This window comes from Hymenobacter sp. B81 (genome assembly GCF_044628455.1).
In the GTDB taxonomy this organism is placed as follows: Bacteria; Bacteroidota; Bacteroidia; order Cytophagales; family Hymenobacteraceae; genus Solirubrum.
The window spans coordinates 1,778,659-1,795,500 of sequence record NZ_JBIYZW010000001.1; the positions used below are offsets into that span (position 1 = coordinate 1,778,659).

The 16,842-nt window shown below is 66.0% G+C and carries 17 protein-coding genes; 11 read left to right on the top strand and 6 right to left on the bottom strand.

Annotated features, from left to right (window positions below; translation table 11 throughout):
- Positions 1-5 precede the first annotated feature (5 nt).
- The 5 genes from ACE191_RS07840 to ACE191_RS07860 all read right to left on the bottom strand — a co-directional run bounded on the left by ACE191_RS07840 (position 6) and on the right by ACE191_RS07860 (position 6,520).
- On the bottom strand, positions 6-2,165 hold the full coding sequence (locus tag ACE191_RS07840) for a TonB-dependent receptor family protein (RefSeq protein ID WP_400191637.1): 2,160 nt from the start codon (positions 2,163-2,165) through the stop codon (positions 6-8).
- Between the two features lie 182 nt (positions 2,166-2,347).
- Positions 2,348-2,800 carry a nuclear transport factor 2 family protein gene (locus tag ACE191_RS07845; protein WP_400191638.1) on the bottom strand — a complete coding sequence of 151 codons (453 nt, stop codon included), beginning with the start codon at positions 2,798-2,800 and terminating at the stop codon, positions 2,348-2,350.
- 35 nt (positions 2,801-2,835) lie between these two features.
- Positions 2,836-3,975 (bottom strand): pyridoxal phosphate-dependent aminotransferase, encoded by a 1,140-nt coding sequence (locus ACE191_RS07850; protein WP_400191639.1) that lies wholly within the window; start codon positions 3,973-3,975, stop codon positions 2,836-2,838.
- 106 nt (positions 3,976-4,081) lie between these two features.
- Positions 4,082-4,783 (bottom strand): LytR/AlgR family response regulator transcription factor, encoded by a 702-nt coding sequence (locus ACE191_RS07855; RefSeq protein WP_400191640.1) that lies wholly within the window; start codon positions 4,781-4,783, stop codon positions 4,082-4,084.
- Between the two features lie 12 nt (positions 4,784-4,795).
- The gene (locus tag ACE191_RS07860; RefSeq protein ID WP_400191641.1) at positions 4,796-6,520 is read right to left on the bottom strand and encodes a histidine kinase; all 1,725 of its coding nucleotides are present in this window, start codon (positions 6,518-6,520) and stop codon (positions 4,796-4,798) included.
- A 138-nt stretch (positions 6,521-6,658) separates the two neighbouring features.
- On the opposite strand from ACE191_RS07860, the gene ACE191_RS07865 reads away from it, so the two are divergent.
- From ACE191_RS07865 to ACE191_RS07890, 6 genes are all read left to right on the top strand, one after another.
- Positions 6,659-7,906, top strand: a complete 1,248-nt coding sequence (locus tag ACE191_RS07865) for a PQQ-dependent sugar dehydrogenase (protein WP_400191642.1) — start codon at positions 6,659-6,661, stop codon at positions 7,904-7,906.
- A gap of 225 nt (positions 7,907-8,131) precedes the next feature.
- On the top strand, positions 8,132-8,869 hold the full coding sequence (locus tag ACE191_RS07870; protein ID WP_400191643.1) for a hypothetical protein: 738 nt from the start codon (positions 8,132-8,134) through the stop codon (positions 8,867-8,869).
- A gap of 76 nt (positions 8,870-8,945) precedes the next feature.
- Complete coding sequence (locus ACE191_RS07875; protein ID WP_400191644.1) at positions 8,946-9,683, top strand: hypothetical protein; 738 nt, start codon at positions 8,946-8,948, stop codon at positions 9,681-9,683.
- A 54-nt stretch (positions 9,684-9,737) separates the two neighbouring features.
- Positions 9,738-11,021, top strand: a complete 1,284-nt coding sequence (locus ACE191_RS07880) for a dicarboxylate/amino acid:cation symporter (RefSeq protein WP_400191645.1) — start codon at positions 9,738-9,740, stop codon at positions 11,019-11,021.
- A 153-nt stretch (positions 11,022-11,174) separates the two neighbouring features.
- Entirely contained in the window at positions 11,175-11,435 is a 261-nt protein-coding gene (locus ACE191_RS07885; RefSeq protein ID WP_400191646.1) for a hypothetical protein, read from the top strand.
- 466 nt (positions 11,436-11,901) lie between these two features.
- On the top strand, positions 11,902-12,462 hold the full coding sequence (locus ACE191_RS07890) for a hypothetical protein (RefSeq protein WP_400191647.1): 561 nt from the start codon (positions 11,902-11,904) through the stop codon (positions 12,460-12,462).
- A 128-nt stretch (positions 12,463-12,590) separates the two neighbouring features.
- On the opposite strand, the gene ACE191_RS07895 is transcribed toward ACE191_RS07890, so the two are convergent.
- Complete coding sequence (locus tag ACE191_RS07895) at positions 12,591-13,034, bottom strand: energy transducer TonB (protein ID WP_400191648.1); 444 nt, start codon at positions 13,032-13,034, stop codon at positions 12,591-12,593.
- Positions 13,035-13,258: 224 nt separating this feature from the next.
- On the opposite strand from ACE191_RS07895, the gene ACE191_RS07900 reads away from it, so the two are divergent.
- From ACE191_RS07900 to ACE191_RS07920, 5 genes are all read left to right on the top strand, one after another.
- Positions 13,259-13,555, top strand: coding sequence for a hypothetical protein (locus ACE191_RS07900; protein ID WP_400191649.1), 297 nt, complete (start codon positions 13,259-13,261; stop codon positions 13,553-13,555).
- A gap of 3 nt (positions 13,556-13,558) precedes the next feature.
- Positions 13,559-13,888, top strand: coding sequence for an outer membrane protein assembly factor BamE (locus ACE191_RS07905; RefSeq protein ID WP_400191650.1), 330 nt, complete (start codon positions 13,559-13,561; stop codon positions 13,886-13,888).
- A gap of 197 nt (positions 13,889-14,085) precedes the next feature.
- The gene (locus tag ACE191_RS07910) at positions 14,086-15,021 is read left to right on the top strand and encodes an alpha/beta fold hydrolase (RefSeq protein ID WP_400191651.1); all 936 of its coding nucleotides are present in this window, start codon (positions 14,086-14,088) and stop codon (positions 15,019-15,021) included.
- Between the two features lie 95 nt (positions 15,022-15,116).
- Entirely contained in the window at positions 15,117-15,701 is a 585-nt protein-coding gene (locus ACE191_RS07915) for a DUF7010 family protein (protein ID WP_400191652.1), read from the top strand.
- Between the two features lie 29 nt (positions 15,702-15,730).
- A complete protein-coding gene (locus tag ACE191_RS07920) occupies positions 15,731-16,822 on the top strand; it encodes a sensor histidine kinase (RefSeq protein WP_400191653.1) in 1,092 nt (363 codons plus the stop codon).
- Positions 16,823-16,842: the final 20 nt, after the last annotated feature.

Here is a 16,842-nt window from a genome sequence, read left to right on the forward strand (position 1 = left end):
CGTGCTTACCAGCGCCAGCCCAGCGCCACGCCGCCGTAGTAGTTGCGGCCCGGGGCGGGCTGAAAGTAGCGGCCCCCGAAGGCATTCAGGTCGTTGCCGAGGCTGTAGCGGCGGTCGGTGGCGTTTTCGATGCCGGCGTACGCGTCAGCCGTCAAATGCCCCTGCCAGGTGCTGCGCCAGCCGGCGCGCGTGGCGAAAGTCCAGTAGCCCGCGGCGTAGTCGGTGTTGGCGTCGTTCAGGGGCAGGCGGGCCTGGTGGCTGAGCGTGGGCGTGAGGTAGAAGCCCCGCAGGCCGGCGTTGGCGCCCGCCGTGAGCGTGTGCGGCGCGCTGCCGGTGAGGCGGTTGCCGCTGAAGTCGTTGCCGCCGGTTTCGTAGCGGCGGAAGCGGTAATCGTTGTAGGCGTAGCTAACCCACAGGCGCAGCCCTTCATCTTCGCGGGTCACCATGGGCAGGTCGAAGGTGGGGTCGTCCGCGGGGTTGTCGGACGGGCGCCATACCCGCCACAGCCAGCCGCTCAGGGCCACTTCGGCGCCGCGCTGCCGGGTGTTGCCGGCGTTGGCAAACAGCGTCGCGCCCAAGTCGGTGGTGCGCGTCACGATGGTTTGGCGCAGCCGAAAATCGTACAGCGCCACGTCGAAGCTTACCCGGTCGTGCAGCAGCTGCCCGCGCGCTCCTACCTCGAAGCTGGTGCCGCGCTCGGCCTGCAGGCTGCGGTTCAGGCTGCCATCGGAAGGCCGGATTTCCTCTTCCGAAGGCGGCGAGAAGCCCGTACTCACGCTGCCGTACACCGACAGCCGCTGGCCAAACTCGCGCAGCAGCGCCACCCGCGGCGACACCTCGGGCCGGAAGTTGCGCGCCAGCTGGTAGCCGTTGGGCTGGGCGGCATCGGCCACGCGCTGAATGCGGTAGCGCAGGCGGTTGTAGCTGCCGGCCACGGTGAGCAGCAGTTCGGCGGGCAGCTCGTACTCGGCCTGGGCGAAGGCAAAGCCGGTGGCCGTGCGGATTTCGTCGTCGTAGCGCAGCGGGCCGGGCGTACCGGCGCGGTTCTGGTAGTTGCGGGCGTTTTCGAAGCTGGTTTGGTACTCGCCGCCGGCGGTGAGGCGCAGCACCCGGCCAGCCAGCGCGGTGCGGTAGTTCCAGACGCTGCGCCCGCCGCCGCCCACCTGGGTGTTGCGCTCGTAGTCTACCAGGTACGGCGTGCGAATGGCGGTGCCGGTGGTATAGAGCGTGGTTTTATTGGCCAGCTGCGGCGTGAAGCGGTACTCGTGGGTAAAACCCAGCAGCGCCGTGCGCGAGGCGTAGAACGTACGCTGGGCCACGGTGCCGGGCGCGGTGGCCGTGCCGGGCCGGGCCTGCCGCGGGTTTTGCTCGAACTGCCCCCGCGTGAGGCCGCCGGGCAATTGGTAATCGATGTCGGAATAGAGCAGGTGGGCCGCGACGGTGCGCTTGTCGGAAGTTTGCAGCTCGCCGCCCAGGGCCAGCACATTGCGGCGCAGGGCGCTTTGCTGGCGGTAGCTGTCGAGTTGCTGGTGGGCGTAGTGCGCGTAGGTTTGCTGGCGCCGGCCGTTTGAGGTGCTGGTGTGCTGCGCTTCGGTGGTGTAGCGCCGCAGCCCGAAGCTGCCGGCCATGGCCCCGGCCCGTACGCTGGCGCCGTCGGTGGGCAGCTGCTTGGCTTGCAGAATGGCCACGCCCCCGGTACCGGCGCCGTACACGCTGCCGGCCGGGCCTTTCAGCACCTCGATGCGGCCCAGCGTGGCCGGGTCAATCAGGTTCAGTGGGGTGCTGCCGCTGGCTTCGGTGAAGGGAATGTCGTGGTAGTACACCTTCACGTTGCGCACGCCGAAGGGCGAGCGGAGCGTGCTGCCGCGCACGCTCAGGCGGTAGCTGGCGGTGGCACGCTCCTCCAGCCGCACGCCGGGCAGGGTGTTTACGGCCTGCGTAAGGGAGGCTTCGCTGAAGCGGCCGATGGTGCCGGCCCCCACCACCCCTACCGCGGCGGCGGTGCGGCGCAACGGCAACTCCTGCCCGTAGCCTACCACGGTGGCTTCGCGCAGTACCACGGTGGCCCGCGGCTGGGCCGAATCAGGCGGCGCGACGGGCGTTTGGGCGGCCACTGGGTAGGCAGCGGTCAGCAGCAGCGGCAGCAGGCGGTAGCGGTGGTTCATGCGGGGCGGACTGGTGAGGTGCTCCCCGAACGAGAATGCCCCGCCCAAAGTTAGGACGGGGCATTCAGGAGGTACATGCCACGAGCTGATGCGCGCCCCAAATCAGATGCAACCGAAAAGCTTTTCACTCACCAAAACTTCTGCGGAGCAGGGACGCGCATCAGCCTGTGGCATGGTGTATTTTACTTGCTGGCAGCGGTTTGGGTTTTGGAAAGCCGGTAGAAAATTTTGTTGACAATCTTCCATTCGCCGTCGATTTCCAGCAGGTTGATAAAATCGACCATGCGGTAATCGGCGCCCTCGCTCTCCACGCGGGCCTGGGCGGCCTTGCCGGCCACGTCGATGCTCACCACGCGGGTACTGCGCTCCAGCCGGGGGCCGGGCTTGATGTTGGCTAGGTAGGTTTGGATGGGCATGATGCTGAACGTCGCGCCGTCTTTCAGGTAAATCATCTGCGCCTCGGGCTGAAACGCTTTCGTGACCAGGGCCTGGTCGCGGTTGGTGCCGCCGTCGAGGTAGTAGCGCAGGGTTTGCTCGATGCGCTTTTTGGCCTCGGCGTCGGTAGTAGTTTGGGCGGTGGCAGTGCCGGCCAGCAGCAGGAGCCCGGCCAGCAGGCAGGAACGAAGAAGGTTCATGGCAGGAAACAGGGTGAGAAGTGAGGTTGATAGGGTCAGGCCTGGCGCAGCCCGGCCATAGCGGCGGTGAGCTGCTTCATTTGCTCGGGCGTACCGATGCTGATGCGGCTCCACTTGCCGCCGTTGACTTCCTGCACCCGGCCCACCTGCAGGTTGCGCTGGAGCAGGTCGTCGGGGAACGAGGCCGGAAATTGTTCCAGCGACACGAACACGAAGTTGGCCGCCGCCGGCGCGTGCCGGATACTGTGCTGCGTGAGCCAGCTTTGCAGGGCTTCGCGCCCGGCACGGGTGTGGCGCCGCGAGCTGCGCACAAACTCCTGGTCGGCCAGGCTGGCCTGGGCGGCGGCCAGCGCCGGCACCCCCTGCCCCCAGGCCCAGCCCATGGCCAGGCGGCTCAGGCGCTGCACCACGGCCGGGGCCGCCAGCGCGTAGCCCAGGCGCAGGCCCGCCAGCCCGTAGATCTTGGAGAAGGTCCGCAGCACGATTACGTTCTGGCCGGTGCGCACCAGGTCGGCCATGCTGTTGGCGGCCGGGTCGTCGAGGTACTCCAGGTAGGCTTCGTCCACCAGCACCGTGGTTTGGCGGGCCATGCGCTGGCAGAAGTCGCGCAGCGGGGCGGCGGGCAGCACCGTGCCGGTGGGGTTGTTGGGGTTGCACACGTACACCAGCCTGGTAGCGGGCGTCACGGCCCGGGCCATAGCGGGCAGGTCGTGGGCCAGGTTGGCGTCGAGCGGCACTTTCACCCAGTCGGCCTTGGCGTGCTCGGCGCCGTACTGCATCAGCAGCGGAAACGCCGGCCAGGCCGACACTAGCTGCCCGCCGCCGGCCCCGTAGGCCAGGCCCGCCAACGACAAAATTTCGGTGGAGCCGGCCCCCAGCAGCACGTGCTCCGGCGTGAGGCCCTCGGCCGCGGCTATCTGGGCGCGCAGGGCTTTCAGGTAGTCGTTGGGGTAGCGGTTGCAGTCGTCGAAGGCGGCGCGCATGGCCTGCCGGGCTTTGTCCGACGGCCCCCAGGGGTTTTCGTTGCCGCTGAGCTTGATGAGGGTTGGCGCGGCGGGCCGCCCGAGCAGCGCGGCGGCCGGGGCCAGGGCCTGGGCGGCCGGGCTCAGCAGGGCGCCGGCGGCCAGCAGGCCGCTGCTGCGCAGCCAGGCGCGGCGGGAAATAGCGTGGGACATGGGAAGGCTGGTTGCGGGTGAAGGATGCCCGAACGTACCGCGCCCCGCCGCCGGCCCCAACGACTACCTGCTGAACCGCGCTACCGGCTTGTGAACTGCGCTCAGCCTACAGGCCCAAGGTCTGCTTCAGCTCCTTGTACCGCTCCCGGCTCACGGGCAGCAGCGCTCCGGAGCGCAGGCGCAGCTCGTACTTGCTGGAGCCGTGGCTCAGCAGCTGTTCCACCTCCGCAATGCTCACCAGGTAGGACTTGTGCACCCGCACAAAGGCGGGCGGCAGAATGTCGAGCAGGCGGTGCAGGGGCTTGTCGTGCAGCTCCACGGTGCCGTTGCGCAGGTGAATTTCGGAGTAGATACCCGCGCCCTGGATGTAGAGCACCTCGCCCACGTCGAGCAGGCGCAGGGTGTTTTTGCGGCGCACGGCCAGGTACTTGAGCGGCGAGCTGCCGGCCTCGTCGGCCCGCTCGTAGCGGTCGAAGGCTTTTTGCAGGCGGGCCGCGTCGAATGGCTTGGGCACGAAATCCAGCACACCGTGCTCGAAGGCCTCGATGGCGCGGTGGGTGTTGGCCGAAATGATGAGCGTGTGAAAGGCCCCCGCCACGGCCTGCTGCAGCAGCTCAAACCCGTCGCGGCCGTTCAGGTTCAGGTCCAGAATGAGCAGGTCGATGGGGTTGTCGGCCAGGTAGGCGGTGGCGCTTTCCAGGGTGGGCTTCACGCACAGGCTGCTCACGCGGGCGCCCAGCAGCTCGCGCGTGAGGCGCACGATGCGGCCGGCAATCAGGGCTTCGTCTTCGACTACTACAATGCGCATGAGCAAGTCGGGTTAGCGGGTGGCCAGGGCCGGGCGTTTGCGGTCGAAGATGTCGATGACCACCCGCCAGCCGTCGGCCACGGGGGCCGAGTGCATGCGCCAGCAGCCGGGAAACGACTCTTCGAGGCGGGCCTTCACGTAGCGCGAGCCGGTGCCTTCCACCACGGGGCCGGCCGGGGCGGGCACGTCACCGTCGTTGAACAGCTCGTAGCGCACGCCCCCGTCCAGGGCTTCCTTGGTCAGCACGAAGCGGCCCCGGCCCCGGCAGCCGTAGCCGTGGGTCAGGCCGTTTTCGATGAGGGTGTGAAAGGTGGCGGGCGGCACGCGCTCCTGCCCGGTGAGGCCGCGGGTTTCGAGGGCAAACTCGGCCTCGCGGCGGAAGCCCATGATGCGCAGGTGGGTCTGGCAGATTTTCAGCTCGTCGTCGATGGGAATGAGCTTTTCCTCGGCGATGCTGGAAATCATGCGGAACTCATCGGCCAGGGCGTCGATGAGCTGCGAGGCCTGGGCCGGGCGCTGGTCGATGAGCTCCTGCAGGGAGGTGAGCGTGTTGAAAAGAAAGTGCGGCTGGATGTTCTTGCGCAGCAACTGGTTTTCGAGCCGGGCCGAGCGCAACAGGGCTTCCTGGCGCAGGCGCTGCTGCCGGGCCAGCTGCCGCCCGATGCTGAGCGTGGTGCACACAATGAAAAACAGGATGCCCAGGAAGTAGCCCAGGTTCAGCAGGTTTTGGTAGCCCAGGTAGGTGAAGCCCGCAAAGCCCAGCACCCCGGCCAAAGCCAGGGCGCTGCCCTCCTGCCGGCGCCACACCGCGTAGAGGGCCACCGCCAGCGCGGCCACCGTGGTGGGCACCAGAAAGCGGCCCTCGGCCAGGGCCCAGTAGGCCACCGCCGCAAAGGCCACGTACAGCCCCATCAGCAGGCGCGCACGTGGCACCCTGAACTCCGAGAGCAGAAACAGCATCAGGAAAATGCCGCCGGCCACCACCGCCCCGTGCACCACTCCGCTGTAGAGGTAGTGCCGGGCAAAGGTCACGTCGCCGAAAAAGTACAGGGGTTTGAAAGCCACCTTCACGGCGTGCGAGGCGCAGTACAGCGCCAGGTACAAGTAGGAAATGCGCCGGGCCGAGCCGAAGTACAGTACCAGGCAAAACACCACCGCCGTCACCAGCGCCCCGATGATGCAAAGCGTGCCGGCCGTGAACCGGAAGTCCTGCCGAGTCAGCTGTTCGGTACCACCCAGCGTGATTTTGGGCTGCAGGGGCCGGGCTGCAAACTGCCAGTCGGAAACGCGCAAAGCCAGGGTGTGCGGGCCGGGCCGGGCCAGCGCGGCGGGCAGCGCCACCGTGTACTTCCAGGTGCCGGCCCGCTCCTGCGCGGCCGTGGCGCCCACCCGCCCGTTGCGCCCGATCAGCTGCCCGTCCCAGTACACTTCCGCGGCCGAGTGCAGTCCCCACAGCACCAGGCTCTGCGGACCAGTAGCGCGGGCGGTAGCCGGCACGGTGGCGGTGGTGCGCAGCCAGTACACCGGGGCCGGCACGGCCACGCCGGGCCAGGCGTGGCTGTTGAAGCGGCGGGGCTGCCAGGCCGCGTCGAGCGGGGCGGTGGCCCAGGTGGCTGCGTCGCCGGGCCGTATCTGCCAGGCCGTGAGGTCCTGCAGAGCGCCCGGCGCCGCCTGCGCGCCCAGCAGCCCCGCCAGCAGCCAGGCTATCAGAACCAGTACGCGGCGCGGGCAGCTCATCGGAATCGGGAAGAAATTCGGGACCAGCAAGATACGGAAGCCGGCGGGCAAATGCCGCCCAAACCACCGCCGCGCGCAACCCTGACGCGGCCGGGCCGGTACACGCCTGAGTTCGTTTCCACGCTTTCGTCGCACCTCATGCCCCATCCCCTTGCCTGCCTGCTCGCCGCCGCCGCGCTGCTCACAACCCTGCCCGCCGCGGCCCAGAACGACTACGAAAAGACGGTGAAGGACGGCTTCCCGGTAAACGTGTTCAAGCCCGGCAAGGTGGAGGCCACCGACGCCCGCGTAGCCCAGCTGAAGGCTCCGGCCGGCTTCACCGTGAGCAAGTTTGCCGAAAACGTGGGCAAGCCCCGCATGCTGGCTGTGGCCCCCAACGGCGACGTGTACGTGTCGGACCGCGACAAAGGCACCGTGATGCTGGTGCGCGACGCCAACCAGGACGGCAAAGCGGAGCTGACCAAAACCCTGGTGCAGCGGCCCGACCTGCACGGCCTCGCCCTGAAAGACGGCAAGCTCTACCTCAGCGCCATTCGCGAGCTGTTCGTGGCCGACGTCAAGGCCGACGGCACGCTGGGCGAGCTGAAGACGCTCTACAACGACCTGCCCGATGCCGGCCAGCACCCCAACCGCACCCTGGCCTTCGGGCCCGACGGGCAGCTCTACCTCTCGGTGGGCAGTACCTGCAACGCCTGCGACGAGCGCAACAAGGAGCAGGCCACCATGCTGCTGGTGAAACCCGACGGCTCGGGCCGGCGCGTGTGGGCCCGGGGGCTGCGCAACACCATCGGCTTCGGCTGGCACCCCGTCAGCAAGGCGCTGTGGGGCTTCGACCACGGCATCGACTGGCTGGGCGACGAAGACCAGCGCGAGGAGCTGAACGAGCTACGCGAAGGAGCCGACTACGGCTGGCCCTATGTGTACGCCGACGGCAAAATTCCGCCCCACCCCCAGCCCGCCGACATGACGCCCGAGCAGTACGCCGCCAAAACGGTGAAGCCCGCGCTGCTCTACGCCGCCCACGCCGCCCCGCTGGGCATGGTGTTCAACACCGGCCGGCAGTTCCCACAGGAGTACCAGAACGACGCCTTCGCCACCATGCACGGCTCCTGGAACCGCGCCGAGCCCTCGGGCTACCGCATCGTGCGGGTGCGCTACGACGCGCAGGGCCGCGCCACCGGCATCGAGGATTTCGTGACGGGCTGGCTGGTGAATGGCAACAAGGAGCAGTTCGGCCGCGTGTGCGGCATCGCGCAGCACCCCGACGGCTCCCTGCTGGTAACCGACGACTCGAACGGCGTGATTTACCGGGTGGCCTACACCGGCGCGGGCGGCAAAGCCCCGGCGCCATCGGGCAAAACGAAGGTGAAAGCGAAGAAGGGCTAGGGAAAGCAGTAGAAGATGACAAGTGCCCGTCATCCTGAGCCACAGGCGAAGGACCTAACCACCGATGAACGACTGGTTCTGACGGGGCACGGTTCTTCGCCTGTGGCTCAGGATGACAGACAAGTAATTCCGCCCGAGTTGTCCCAGCCACTTGAGCTGGATTAATCATGACATGCCAATGCGGACGGATAGTGCGTTCTTACGCCAGATTCCCGCCAGTTCGTTATGTACGTCGTGCGCCGCCATTCGCGTAAGCTGTTCTTTCCCGCCGGGCTGCTGGCACTGGCGTGGCTACTGGTGCTGGGCTGTGCGCTGATAGCCCGTAACCCGCCGGCACCGCTCCAAACGTCGGTCATGTTGTCGCTCATGCCACTGGGCAACAAGATGAAAAACACCTTTGATGCCTACGATAAGGGCCTAGCGGTCATTTGGAATGCATTTTATGGCCCGTCTGCTCACCTCGAAACGCTTCGCTCCTGGCACACGGTAGAGTTTACGGGCAATCCGTGGCAGGACTATTACAGTGCCCGCCTGACGAGCTTCTACCTGCAGCATTTGACCGCAGCGCCCGATGTGGATGCCGGTGTGCGAATACGCCTGCAGCCGAAGACAACCTACCGCCAACTTGTTACGCTTCTGGATGAGTTTACGGTAGCTGGTTTCAAGTCCTATTACGTCGACTTTCGCTCCGAACCAGCTACGCTTTACCTGATTACCCGCAAGCCCGAGCCTTTCGTTCTAGACCCTGGCGGATGCTTGGTAATGGCTCAGGAACCTGCGCCTCCGCGCCCCGAGCCCACCTGGCTCGACCGAATCGGACAACTCTCCGCACTGCTGGTCAATCCGGAGTCACACCAAACCCCACTACTGATTGCGGCGCTGGCCGTAGCTGGCGTGGCTGCGCTGCGGCTGCTGGCCGCGGCCGGCTTAGAGTTGCGGCAGCTGCGGACAGCCCGGCTGTAGCCAAGTCGCAGCAGCAGCCACTGGTCTAAACACACCTTCTGCTTAAACTCGTCGGGACTACCGACCTTTCTGCCTGATGTACGTCGTGCGCCGCCATTCGCGTAAGCTGTTCTTCCCCGCCGGGCTGCTGGCCTTGGCGTGGCTGCTGGTGCTGGGCTGTGCGCTGGTCAATCAACGGCTGTCGTCCACGCGCCGGACAGCAGTGCCGATATTTCCATGGCCGAAGGACACGCCCTCTTGGGTTAACAGTGATAATCATGCTGATCGGCTCGGCATCGGGCGGGCATACTATGGCCCGGCAGCTGGGCTGGAAGCATTTCGCTCCTGGCAGACGGTGGAGTTTACGGGCAACCCGTGGCAGGACTATTACAGCGCCCGCCTGACCAGCTTCTACCTGCAGCAGCTGGCCGCCGCGCCCGATGAGGACGCCGGCGTACGAATACGCCTACAGCCGAAGACAACTTATCAGCGCCTGATTCGCTTAATGGATGAGTTTGCAATAGCAGGTCTCAGAAAGTGGTTGATCGACTTTCGGCGCGAACCCGTCACCATCTATCTCATCACCCACAAGCCGATTCCTCGCGTTCTACTACCTGGGGCTCTACCATCCGAGGATATAGTAGAAATTACACCGCCGTATCAGGAACTCACCTGGCTCGACCAACTCGGGCAACTCTCCCAGCTGCTGACCAATGCCGAGTCGCGCCAGGCGCCACTGCTGATTGCGGCGCTGGCCGTAGCTGTTATGGCCGCGCTGCGGCTGCTGGCCGCGGCCGGGCTGGAATTGCGGCATCTGCGGACGGCCCGGCTGTAGCCAAGTAGATGCAGCGGCGTTTCCGACCCACGTTTCGGCCCTAACTTGCCCGCTATGCCGAAGCTCGCCCGCAACCTCACGTTTCAGGTACTCACCGCCATCGTCCTGGGCGTATTGGTGGGGGCGCTGTGGCCGGGCGTGGGCAGCGCGCTCAAGCCGGTGGGCGAGGTGTTCATCCGCCTCATCAAAATGCTCATCGCGCCCATCATCTTCCTGACGGTGGTGCTGGGTATCGGCTCCATCGGCTCGCTCAAGAAAGTGGGGCGCGTGGGCGGCAAGGCGCTGCTGTACTTCGAGCTGATAACGACCCTGGCCCTGGTCATCGGGGTGGCGGCGGCCAACCTGGTGCAGCCCGGTGCGGGCGTCGATACCAGCGGCGTGGCGGCCCGGGCGGCCGAAACGGGCAAGTACATCGAGAAGGCCCAGGACATGGACTGGGTGGCCTTCTTCACCCACATCGTGCCCGAAAACCTCGTCGGTGCCTTTGCCCAGGGCGAGGTGCTGCAGGTGCTGCTGGTGGCCGTGCTGTTTGGGCTGGCCCTCACCCACCTGGGTGAGGCCACAGCGCGGCCGCTGCTGCACACCTTCGAGCGCCTGAGCCACGTGCTGTTCGGCATGCTGGCCATGATCATGAAGCTGGCCCCGCTGGGCGCCTTCGGCGGCATGGCCTACACCATTGGCACCTACGGGCTGAGCACGCTGCTGCCGCTGGCCAAGCTCATGGCCGCGGTGTACCTGACCATGCTGCTGTTCGTGTTTGGGGTGCTGGGCGCGGTGGCGCGCTACTACCGCTTCAGCTTGTGGCGGCTGCTGGGCTTTATCCGCGAAGAGCTGCTGCTGGTGCTGGGCACCTCCTCGTCCGAGTCGGCCCTGCCGCGCATCATGGACAAGCTCACGGCCTACGGCTGCTCCCGCTCGGTGGTGGGGCTGGTGGTGCCCACGGGCTACTCCTTCAACCTCGACGGCACCACCATCTACCTCTCGATGGCCAGCATCTTCCTGGCCCAGGCCTTCAACATTCCGCTCACTCTGGGCCAGCAGCTCACCATCATCGGCATTCTGATGCTCACCAGCAAGGGCGCGGCGGGCGTCACGGGCTCGGGCTTCGTGGTGCTGGCCTCCACGCTGGCCGCCACCAAGGTCATTCCCGTGGAGGGCATGGCCCTGCTGCTGGGCGTCGACCGGTTTATGTCGGAGGCGCGGGCCATTACCAACCTCATCGGCAACGCCGTGGCCACGGTGGTGGTGGCCAAAAGCGAAAACGAGTTCGACGAGCTGAAGAACAAGCTGGCCCTGGCGGGCGTGGTCCACCCCGAAAGCGAAGTTGGCGCCGACTGATGCGGGCCGCGCGGACGCCACTGGCGCAAGTAGCCAGGTCGTCAGGCAAAGCCCAGGCTGAAAAAAGACGTCATGCTGAGCCTCGGGCGAAGCATCTCTACCGCTTCGTTATTCGGTAAATGCAGCGACACAGAAACTGCGTCAATCCCCATCATGATCTACACCAAGCGACGCTTTGCGGCGGAATTATTGGCAGAGTTAGAGCGTGATGTAGCCGAGGCTGCTCCCGCTTTTTCGGTCGAAAGACTGGCCCGTTGGGCGTCTACCAAGCATTTCACTTATCAAGGCCAGCTGGAGGCCGGTTTAGAAGACAGCATATTGACCATTATGCTAATGGCCGATGGGCCAGAGTTTGAGCTGGACATCCATCAAATTAGGCACTTGGCGCATAAACTCTTGGGCTTTACAGGCTGATTACTGGGCTACTGGGCAGATCCGGATTTGCCCTCAACGAAGCGGTAGAGATGCTTCGGCTGCGCTCAGCATGACAACTTCCCTTTGCTCGCCGGCTCCGTTGCGTACCCGCGCAACGGCATCCAGGCCCATGCAAACCGTTTCCCAGCCCATGCCCGGCGTTTCCCGGACCGTGCGCGAGGCTTCCCGGGCCGTGCAAACTGCGTCCCGGCCCATGCGCAACACTTCCCGGCCCGTGCACCGCGCTTCCCTCGGGTGAACCGAGCTCCCCGGCCCATACCCAACCTTCCCGCTGCGTAACCGACTTTCCCGGCCCATAACCACCTGTTCACCCACCCTACTGGCCCGGCCCCGCCGCGCGCCGCGGCCGAATAAAATGGCACTTTGCGCGCCCCGAATGCGTTTTCCGCGTAGTTCTATCTCGTTAAATTGACTGCCGCCTAGCCGCGGCCCGCTTATTCCCCGCATGGCTGCACTTGCTCCCGCCCTTCGCAAAGCCCTTCTCAGCCTGCCGCAGAAGGAAAAAGACCAGCTGCTGGTGCGCCTCGTGTGCCAGGACAAGGTGCTCACCGAGCAGCTGCAATTCCGCCTGCTCGAAGGCCCCGAGGCCCTGGAAGAGCGCCGCGCCCAGCTGCGCGAGCGGCTCGACGACCCCGTGCGCGGCTTCCACCCCACCCCCAACGACCTGCTGCTGATCGTGCGCCAGCTGCAGAACCAGATCAGCTACCACGCCAAAATCACCGGCGACGCCTTCGGCGAAGTCGAGCTGACGGTGCGCCTGCTCAACAACGTGTTCCGCGCCCAGCCCGCCGCCGTGGCCCGCCTCACCGGCACCACCCAGCTGCTGCTCAACCACCTGGCGCGCCGCACCGACACCGTGCTGCGGCAGGCCGACAAGCTCGAAGCCGACTACCACCTGGAGCTGGCCGATGCCATCAACGAGCTGCTCACCAACCTCTACGCTACCGCCGCCGCGCCCCTGGCCCGCGACCTGGCCCTGCCCAAGCAGTGGGGCGTGTTTCAGTGAACATTTATCATTTATCAGCCGGTGAGGTACAGGGCTTCAGACCTAAACCGGGCGCCCCATTTGCCCGCTCGTCAGCTCCCTGCTTCAGTCCGGCCGCTGATAAATGTTCACTGATAACTGATCAATGACTACAGCGCCCGGAAGATGATGGGCAGGGTGTAGGATACCTTCACCGGCCGGCCGGCTATCAGCCCGGGCGTCCACCAGGGCATGATGCGCACCAGCCGCAGCGCCTCCTGGTCGAGGCCGTAGCCCAGACCCTTTACCACCTGCGGGTCGATGATGTGGCCGCGCTCGTCGACCACGAACTGCACGTACACCTTGCCCGACACGCCCCGGCCCAGCGCCTCGGCCGGGTACTGCAGCTTCTGCTGCAAAAACTTGCCGAAGGCCCCCGCGCCCCCCGGGAACTGCGGCATTACCTCGGCCGTGTGGTACACCGGGGCCAGCGGCGGCGCTCCCGCGGCGGCCGCTTCGGTGGCGGTTACGGTCGGCGCCTGGTCGGCCTGGGCCACGGCGCGGCCGGAGCCAAGCAGCTCCCAGCCAATGAGCAGAAACAGAAGGCGGTACATAGCAGCGACGGTGGGTTAAGCACGGGGGCAAAGCTAACCGCGGCCCCGCGGCCCCAAGTCAAGCCAGCGTTATGCTTGCGTTGCGCCTGCGTTGGTAACATAGGCCGATTGCGTAGGCAGCAGGCTTTTTGGCATCCTTTCGGGGCCTTGCACAGTACAACGCAAGACGCGGCCGCTTCCGGACCGCCGCGGCGCTTCTCCCGCTAGCTTCTCTGAGCATATTTATGTCGTATACGCCCACCCCCGAAAACATGCGTGCGCCGGGCAACCTGAGCCCCGCCGAGCTGCGCCTGGCCCTCGACGAGCTGGACGCCAAAATCAAAACCCTCAATGCGCGCGCCAACGCCACCACGGCCCACTCGCCGCACCACTACCACGAGCACGCCGCCGCCCTCGAAGCCAAGCGCCACAAGCTGGCCCAGCAGCTGGCCGGTACCGACGCCAACGCCCAAGGCAGCGTGTGGACCGACATCAAGCGCGGCATTGACACGCTGCGCGACGACATCAGCAAATTTCTCTAGCCCATGCTGCTCGCCAAACGACTATTGGGCCTGGTGCTGCTCACCCTGCTGGGCCTGGCCCTGCACGCCTGCACCGCCCAGGAAAGCTTTCAGAACGCCGAGCAGTGCGCCAAAGTAGAGCTGGGCATGAGCCAGGAGCAGGTGCGCAGCCTGATGGGAGCCCCCACCGGTGACGACCAGGCCCCCGACGGCGGCCGCACCTGGTCGTATTTGTTCGGCAGCGCCACCGATACCCAGCCCATCAGCATCGTGTTCGGCGCCGACGGCCGCGTGAGCAGCAAGCAGTGCGCGCCCCAGGCCCAGGGCGACCAGCGACCCGACAGCGGCAGCTAGGCGCTGCTCCTTCAGTTCCCATAAAAAGGCGGTTCCGGCAACGGGGCCGCCTTTTTTCGGGTTTGCGCCGCTGCCATTCGCCCCGGGTTTTTTCCGCTCGTCCCGCCTGCTTACCGTTCGGCCAGCTTTTGCTTCCGTTGGGCGGCGGCCTGCCCCACCTTTGGAGCATCAACCACGTCCCACACCGCTCCCAACCCATGAAACGCACTGCTACCACCCTCCTCCGCCCCGTACTGGCCGCCCTGCTGCTGAGCGTAGCCCCGGCCGCCGCCATTGCCGCTGAACCGGCCCAGCCCGCCGCCGTTGCGCCCAAAGTGTACCCCAACTTCACCGTAAAGGTGGTGGGCAAAGGCCGCCCGGTGCTGCTGATTCCGGGCCTGACCTGCCCCGGCGCGGTGTGGGACGAAACCGTGGCCCGCTACCAGAAGCAGTACCAGTGCCACGTAGTGTCGCTGGCGGGCTTCGGCGGCGCGGCGGCCCCGGCCTCTACCCAGCAATTGCTGCTGAACGTGCGCGACCAGCTGCTGAGCTACATCAAAGACCAGAAGCTCCAGCGCCCGGCCATCATCGGACACAGCCTGGGCGGGTTTATGGGTTTGTGGCTGAGCACCACCCAGCCCGAGGCCGTGGGCCCGCTGGTGATTGTGGATTCGCTGCCTTTCCTGGCCGCCGTGCAGAACCCCAACCTGACTGCCGAGGCCGCCAAACCCATGGCCGAGGGCATGCGCCAGCAGGTAAGCCGCGGCGGCATGACCGTGCAGCAGCAGCGGCAGATGTCGGCGGGCATGATGCGCGACACGGCCCGCATCACGCAGGCCACGCGCTGGGGCTTGCAGTCGGACCCGGCCACGGTGGCCCAGGCCATGTACGACCTCTACACCACCGATTTGCGCGCCGAGCTGGGCCGCATTCAGCAGCCAGCGCTGGTACTCGGCGCCTGGGCCGCTTATAAACCGTACGGCTCGACCAAGGAAAGCACCCGCGCCATCTTTGCCCAGCAGTACGCCCGGCTGCCCCAGCACCGCATCGAAATGTCGGAGGCCGGCAAGCACTTCCTGATGTGGGACGACACGCAGTGGTTCTTCGACCAGACCGACGCCTTCCTGCAGCAGAACCTGCTGGCCAAAAAATAGAAATACCTTGCCGGTCGGCTTTATTCGCAGTCTTTTCCGAGGCCCGGGGCTGAAGCTGGCCGGCCGCTAAATCTTCTTCTCTCTTCCCTACCGTTATGGTAACGCAGCAGGATTTCGACGCGCTCCGCCTGGAGCTGTCGGTTAAAGCCAAGAACGGCGTCGATTTCATTACGGCCGCCACCTTGCTCTGGGCCGCCATTGCCGGCATCTGGACGCTGCCTTACAGCGTGCCGCAGAAGGCCTTGTTCACCTTCATTATCGGTGGGGCCATGCTGCCGCTGGCCTGGCTGTTTTCCAAGGTTTACAAGACCACCTGGACCATAAAAAACAACCCGCTGGATCCGTTGGGCCTGTGGCTGAACTTCGCGCAGCTGTTTTACTTTCCCTTCCTGATTTTCGTCTACATCAAGGCGCCGCAGTACTTCATCATGAGCTACGGCATCATCACGGGGGCACACTTCTTTCCCTACGCCTGGTTTTACAACCAGAAAGCCTACGCCGTGTGGGCCGGCCTGATTGCCTTCGGCTGCATGTTCATCGGCCTGCGGGTATCGGTGGATAATCTGTACCTGATTCCGGCTTTCGTGGCGGTGTCGTTGCTGGCGCTGATTGGCGTACTGCTCTTTGCTCATCAGCGCAGCAAAGCCAGCTACTCGCCCGCCGCCCTGGAGCTGAGCTAACTCTTTACGCGAAGCCCATCGTTTTGCTCATGACTGACTCTGCCCGGCGCGTGCGCCAGTACTGGCGCCTGCAACTGCTCGGCTGGGGGCTGTACGGGGTATTTGGCGTGGTGGCCTACTCCATGTTCAGCCGCAGCTTCTCGCTCAGCATCGTGCTCATCCAGCTGGTCGTAGCCGCTACCCTGGTGGGCATCTCGCACGGGCTGCGCTACCTCATCCGGCGCTTCGACTGGGTGCAGCGGCCCCTGCTATCGGTGCTATGGCGCCTGCTCCTCACCAACCTGCTGCTGGCGGTGCTCAGCCAGGTGGTGATATGGGCCGTGATTCTGCTGCTGATTATTCCGCTGCTGCAGCCCAACGGCAAGCCGCAGGGCTGGGGCGAGTTTGCGGGCTACGCCCTCAACGTCAACTTCGTGCTGTGGCTGTGGGCGGCGGTGTACTTCGGGCTGCAGTACCTGCGCCGCTACCGCCAGGCCGAGGTAGACAAGTGGAAGCTGGCCGCCGCCGTGCGCGAGGCCGAGATGCAGACGCTCAAGGCGCAGATCAACCCGCACTTTCTCTTCAACGGCCTCAACAACATCCGCGCCCTCATTGGCGAGGACCCGGCGCGGGCCCGCACCATGCTCAGCCACCTCTCGGAGCTGCTGCGCTACGCCATTCAGCTCAACCGCACCGAGCAGGTGCCGCTGCACCGCGAGCTGGCCGTGGTGCGCGACTACCTGCAGCTGGAGTCGCTGCAGCTGGAAGAGCGCCTGCACTACGCCATCGAGGTGCCCGCCGACTGCCTGAACGTGGCGGTGCCGCCCATGCTGGTGCAGGTGCTGGTCGAAAACGCCATCAAGCACGGCATTGCCCCGCGCCCCGACGGCGGCGCGGTGCGGGTGCAGGCGGCCTGCACCGGGGCGGGCCTGCAGCTCACGGTAACCAACACCGGCTGCCTGGAGCCCGCGGCCACCACCCCGCGGCCCGACGGCACCGGCACGGGCCTGCGCAACGCCGCCGAGCGGCTGCGCCTGCTCTTCGGCGAGCAGGCCAGCCTGCAGCTCGAGCAAACCACTCCCGACCTGGTTACCGCCCGCCTGCACCTGCCGGTCGAGCCGGTAAGCCTGCTCCACCATTAGTCCGTAGTTTGGGCGGCCCG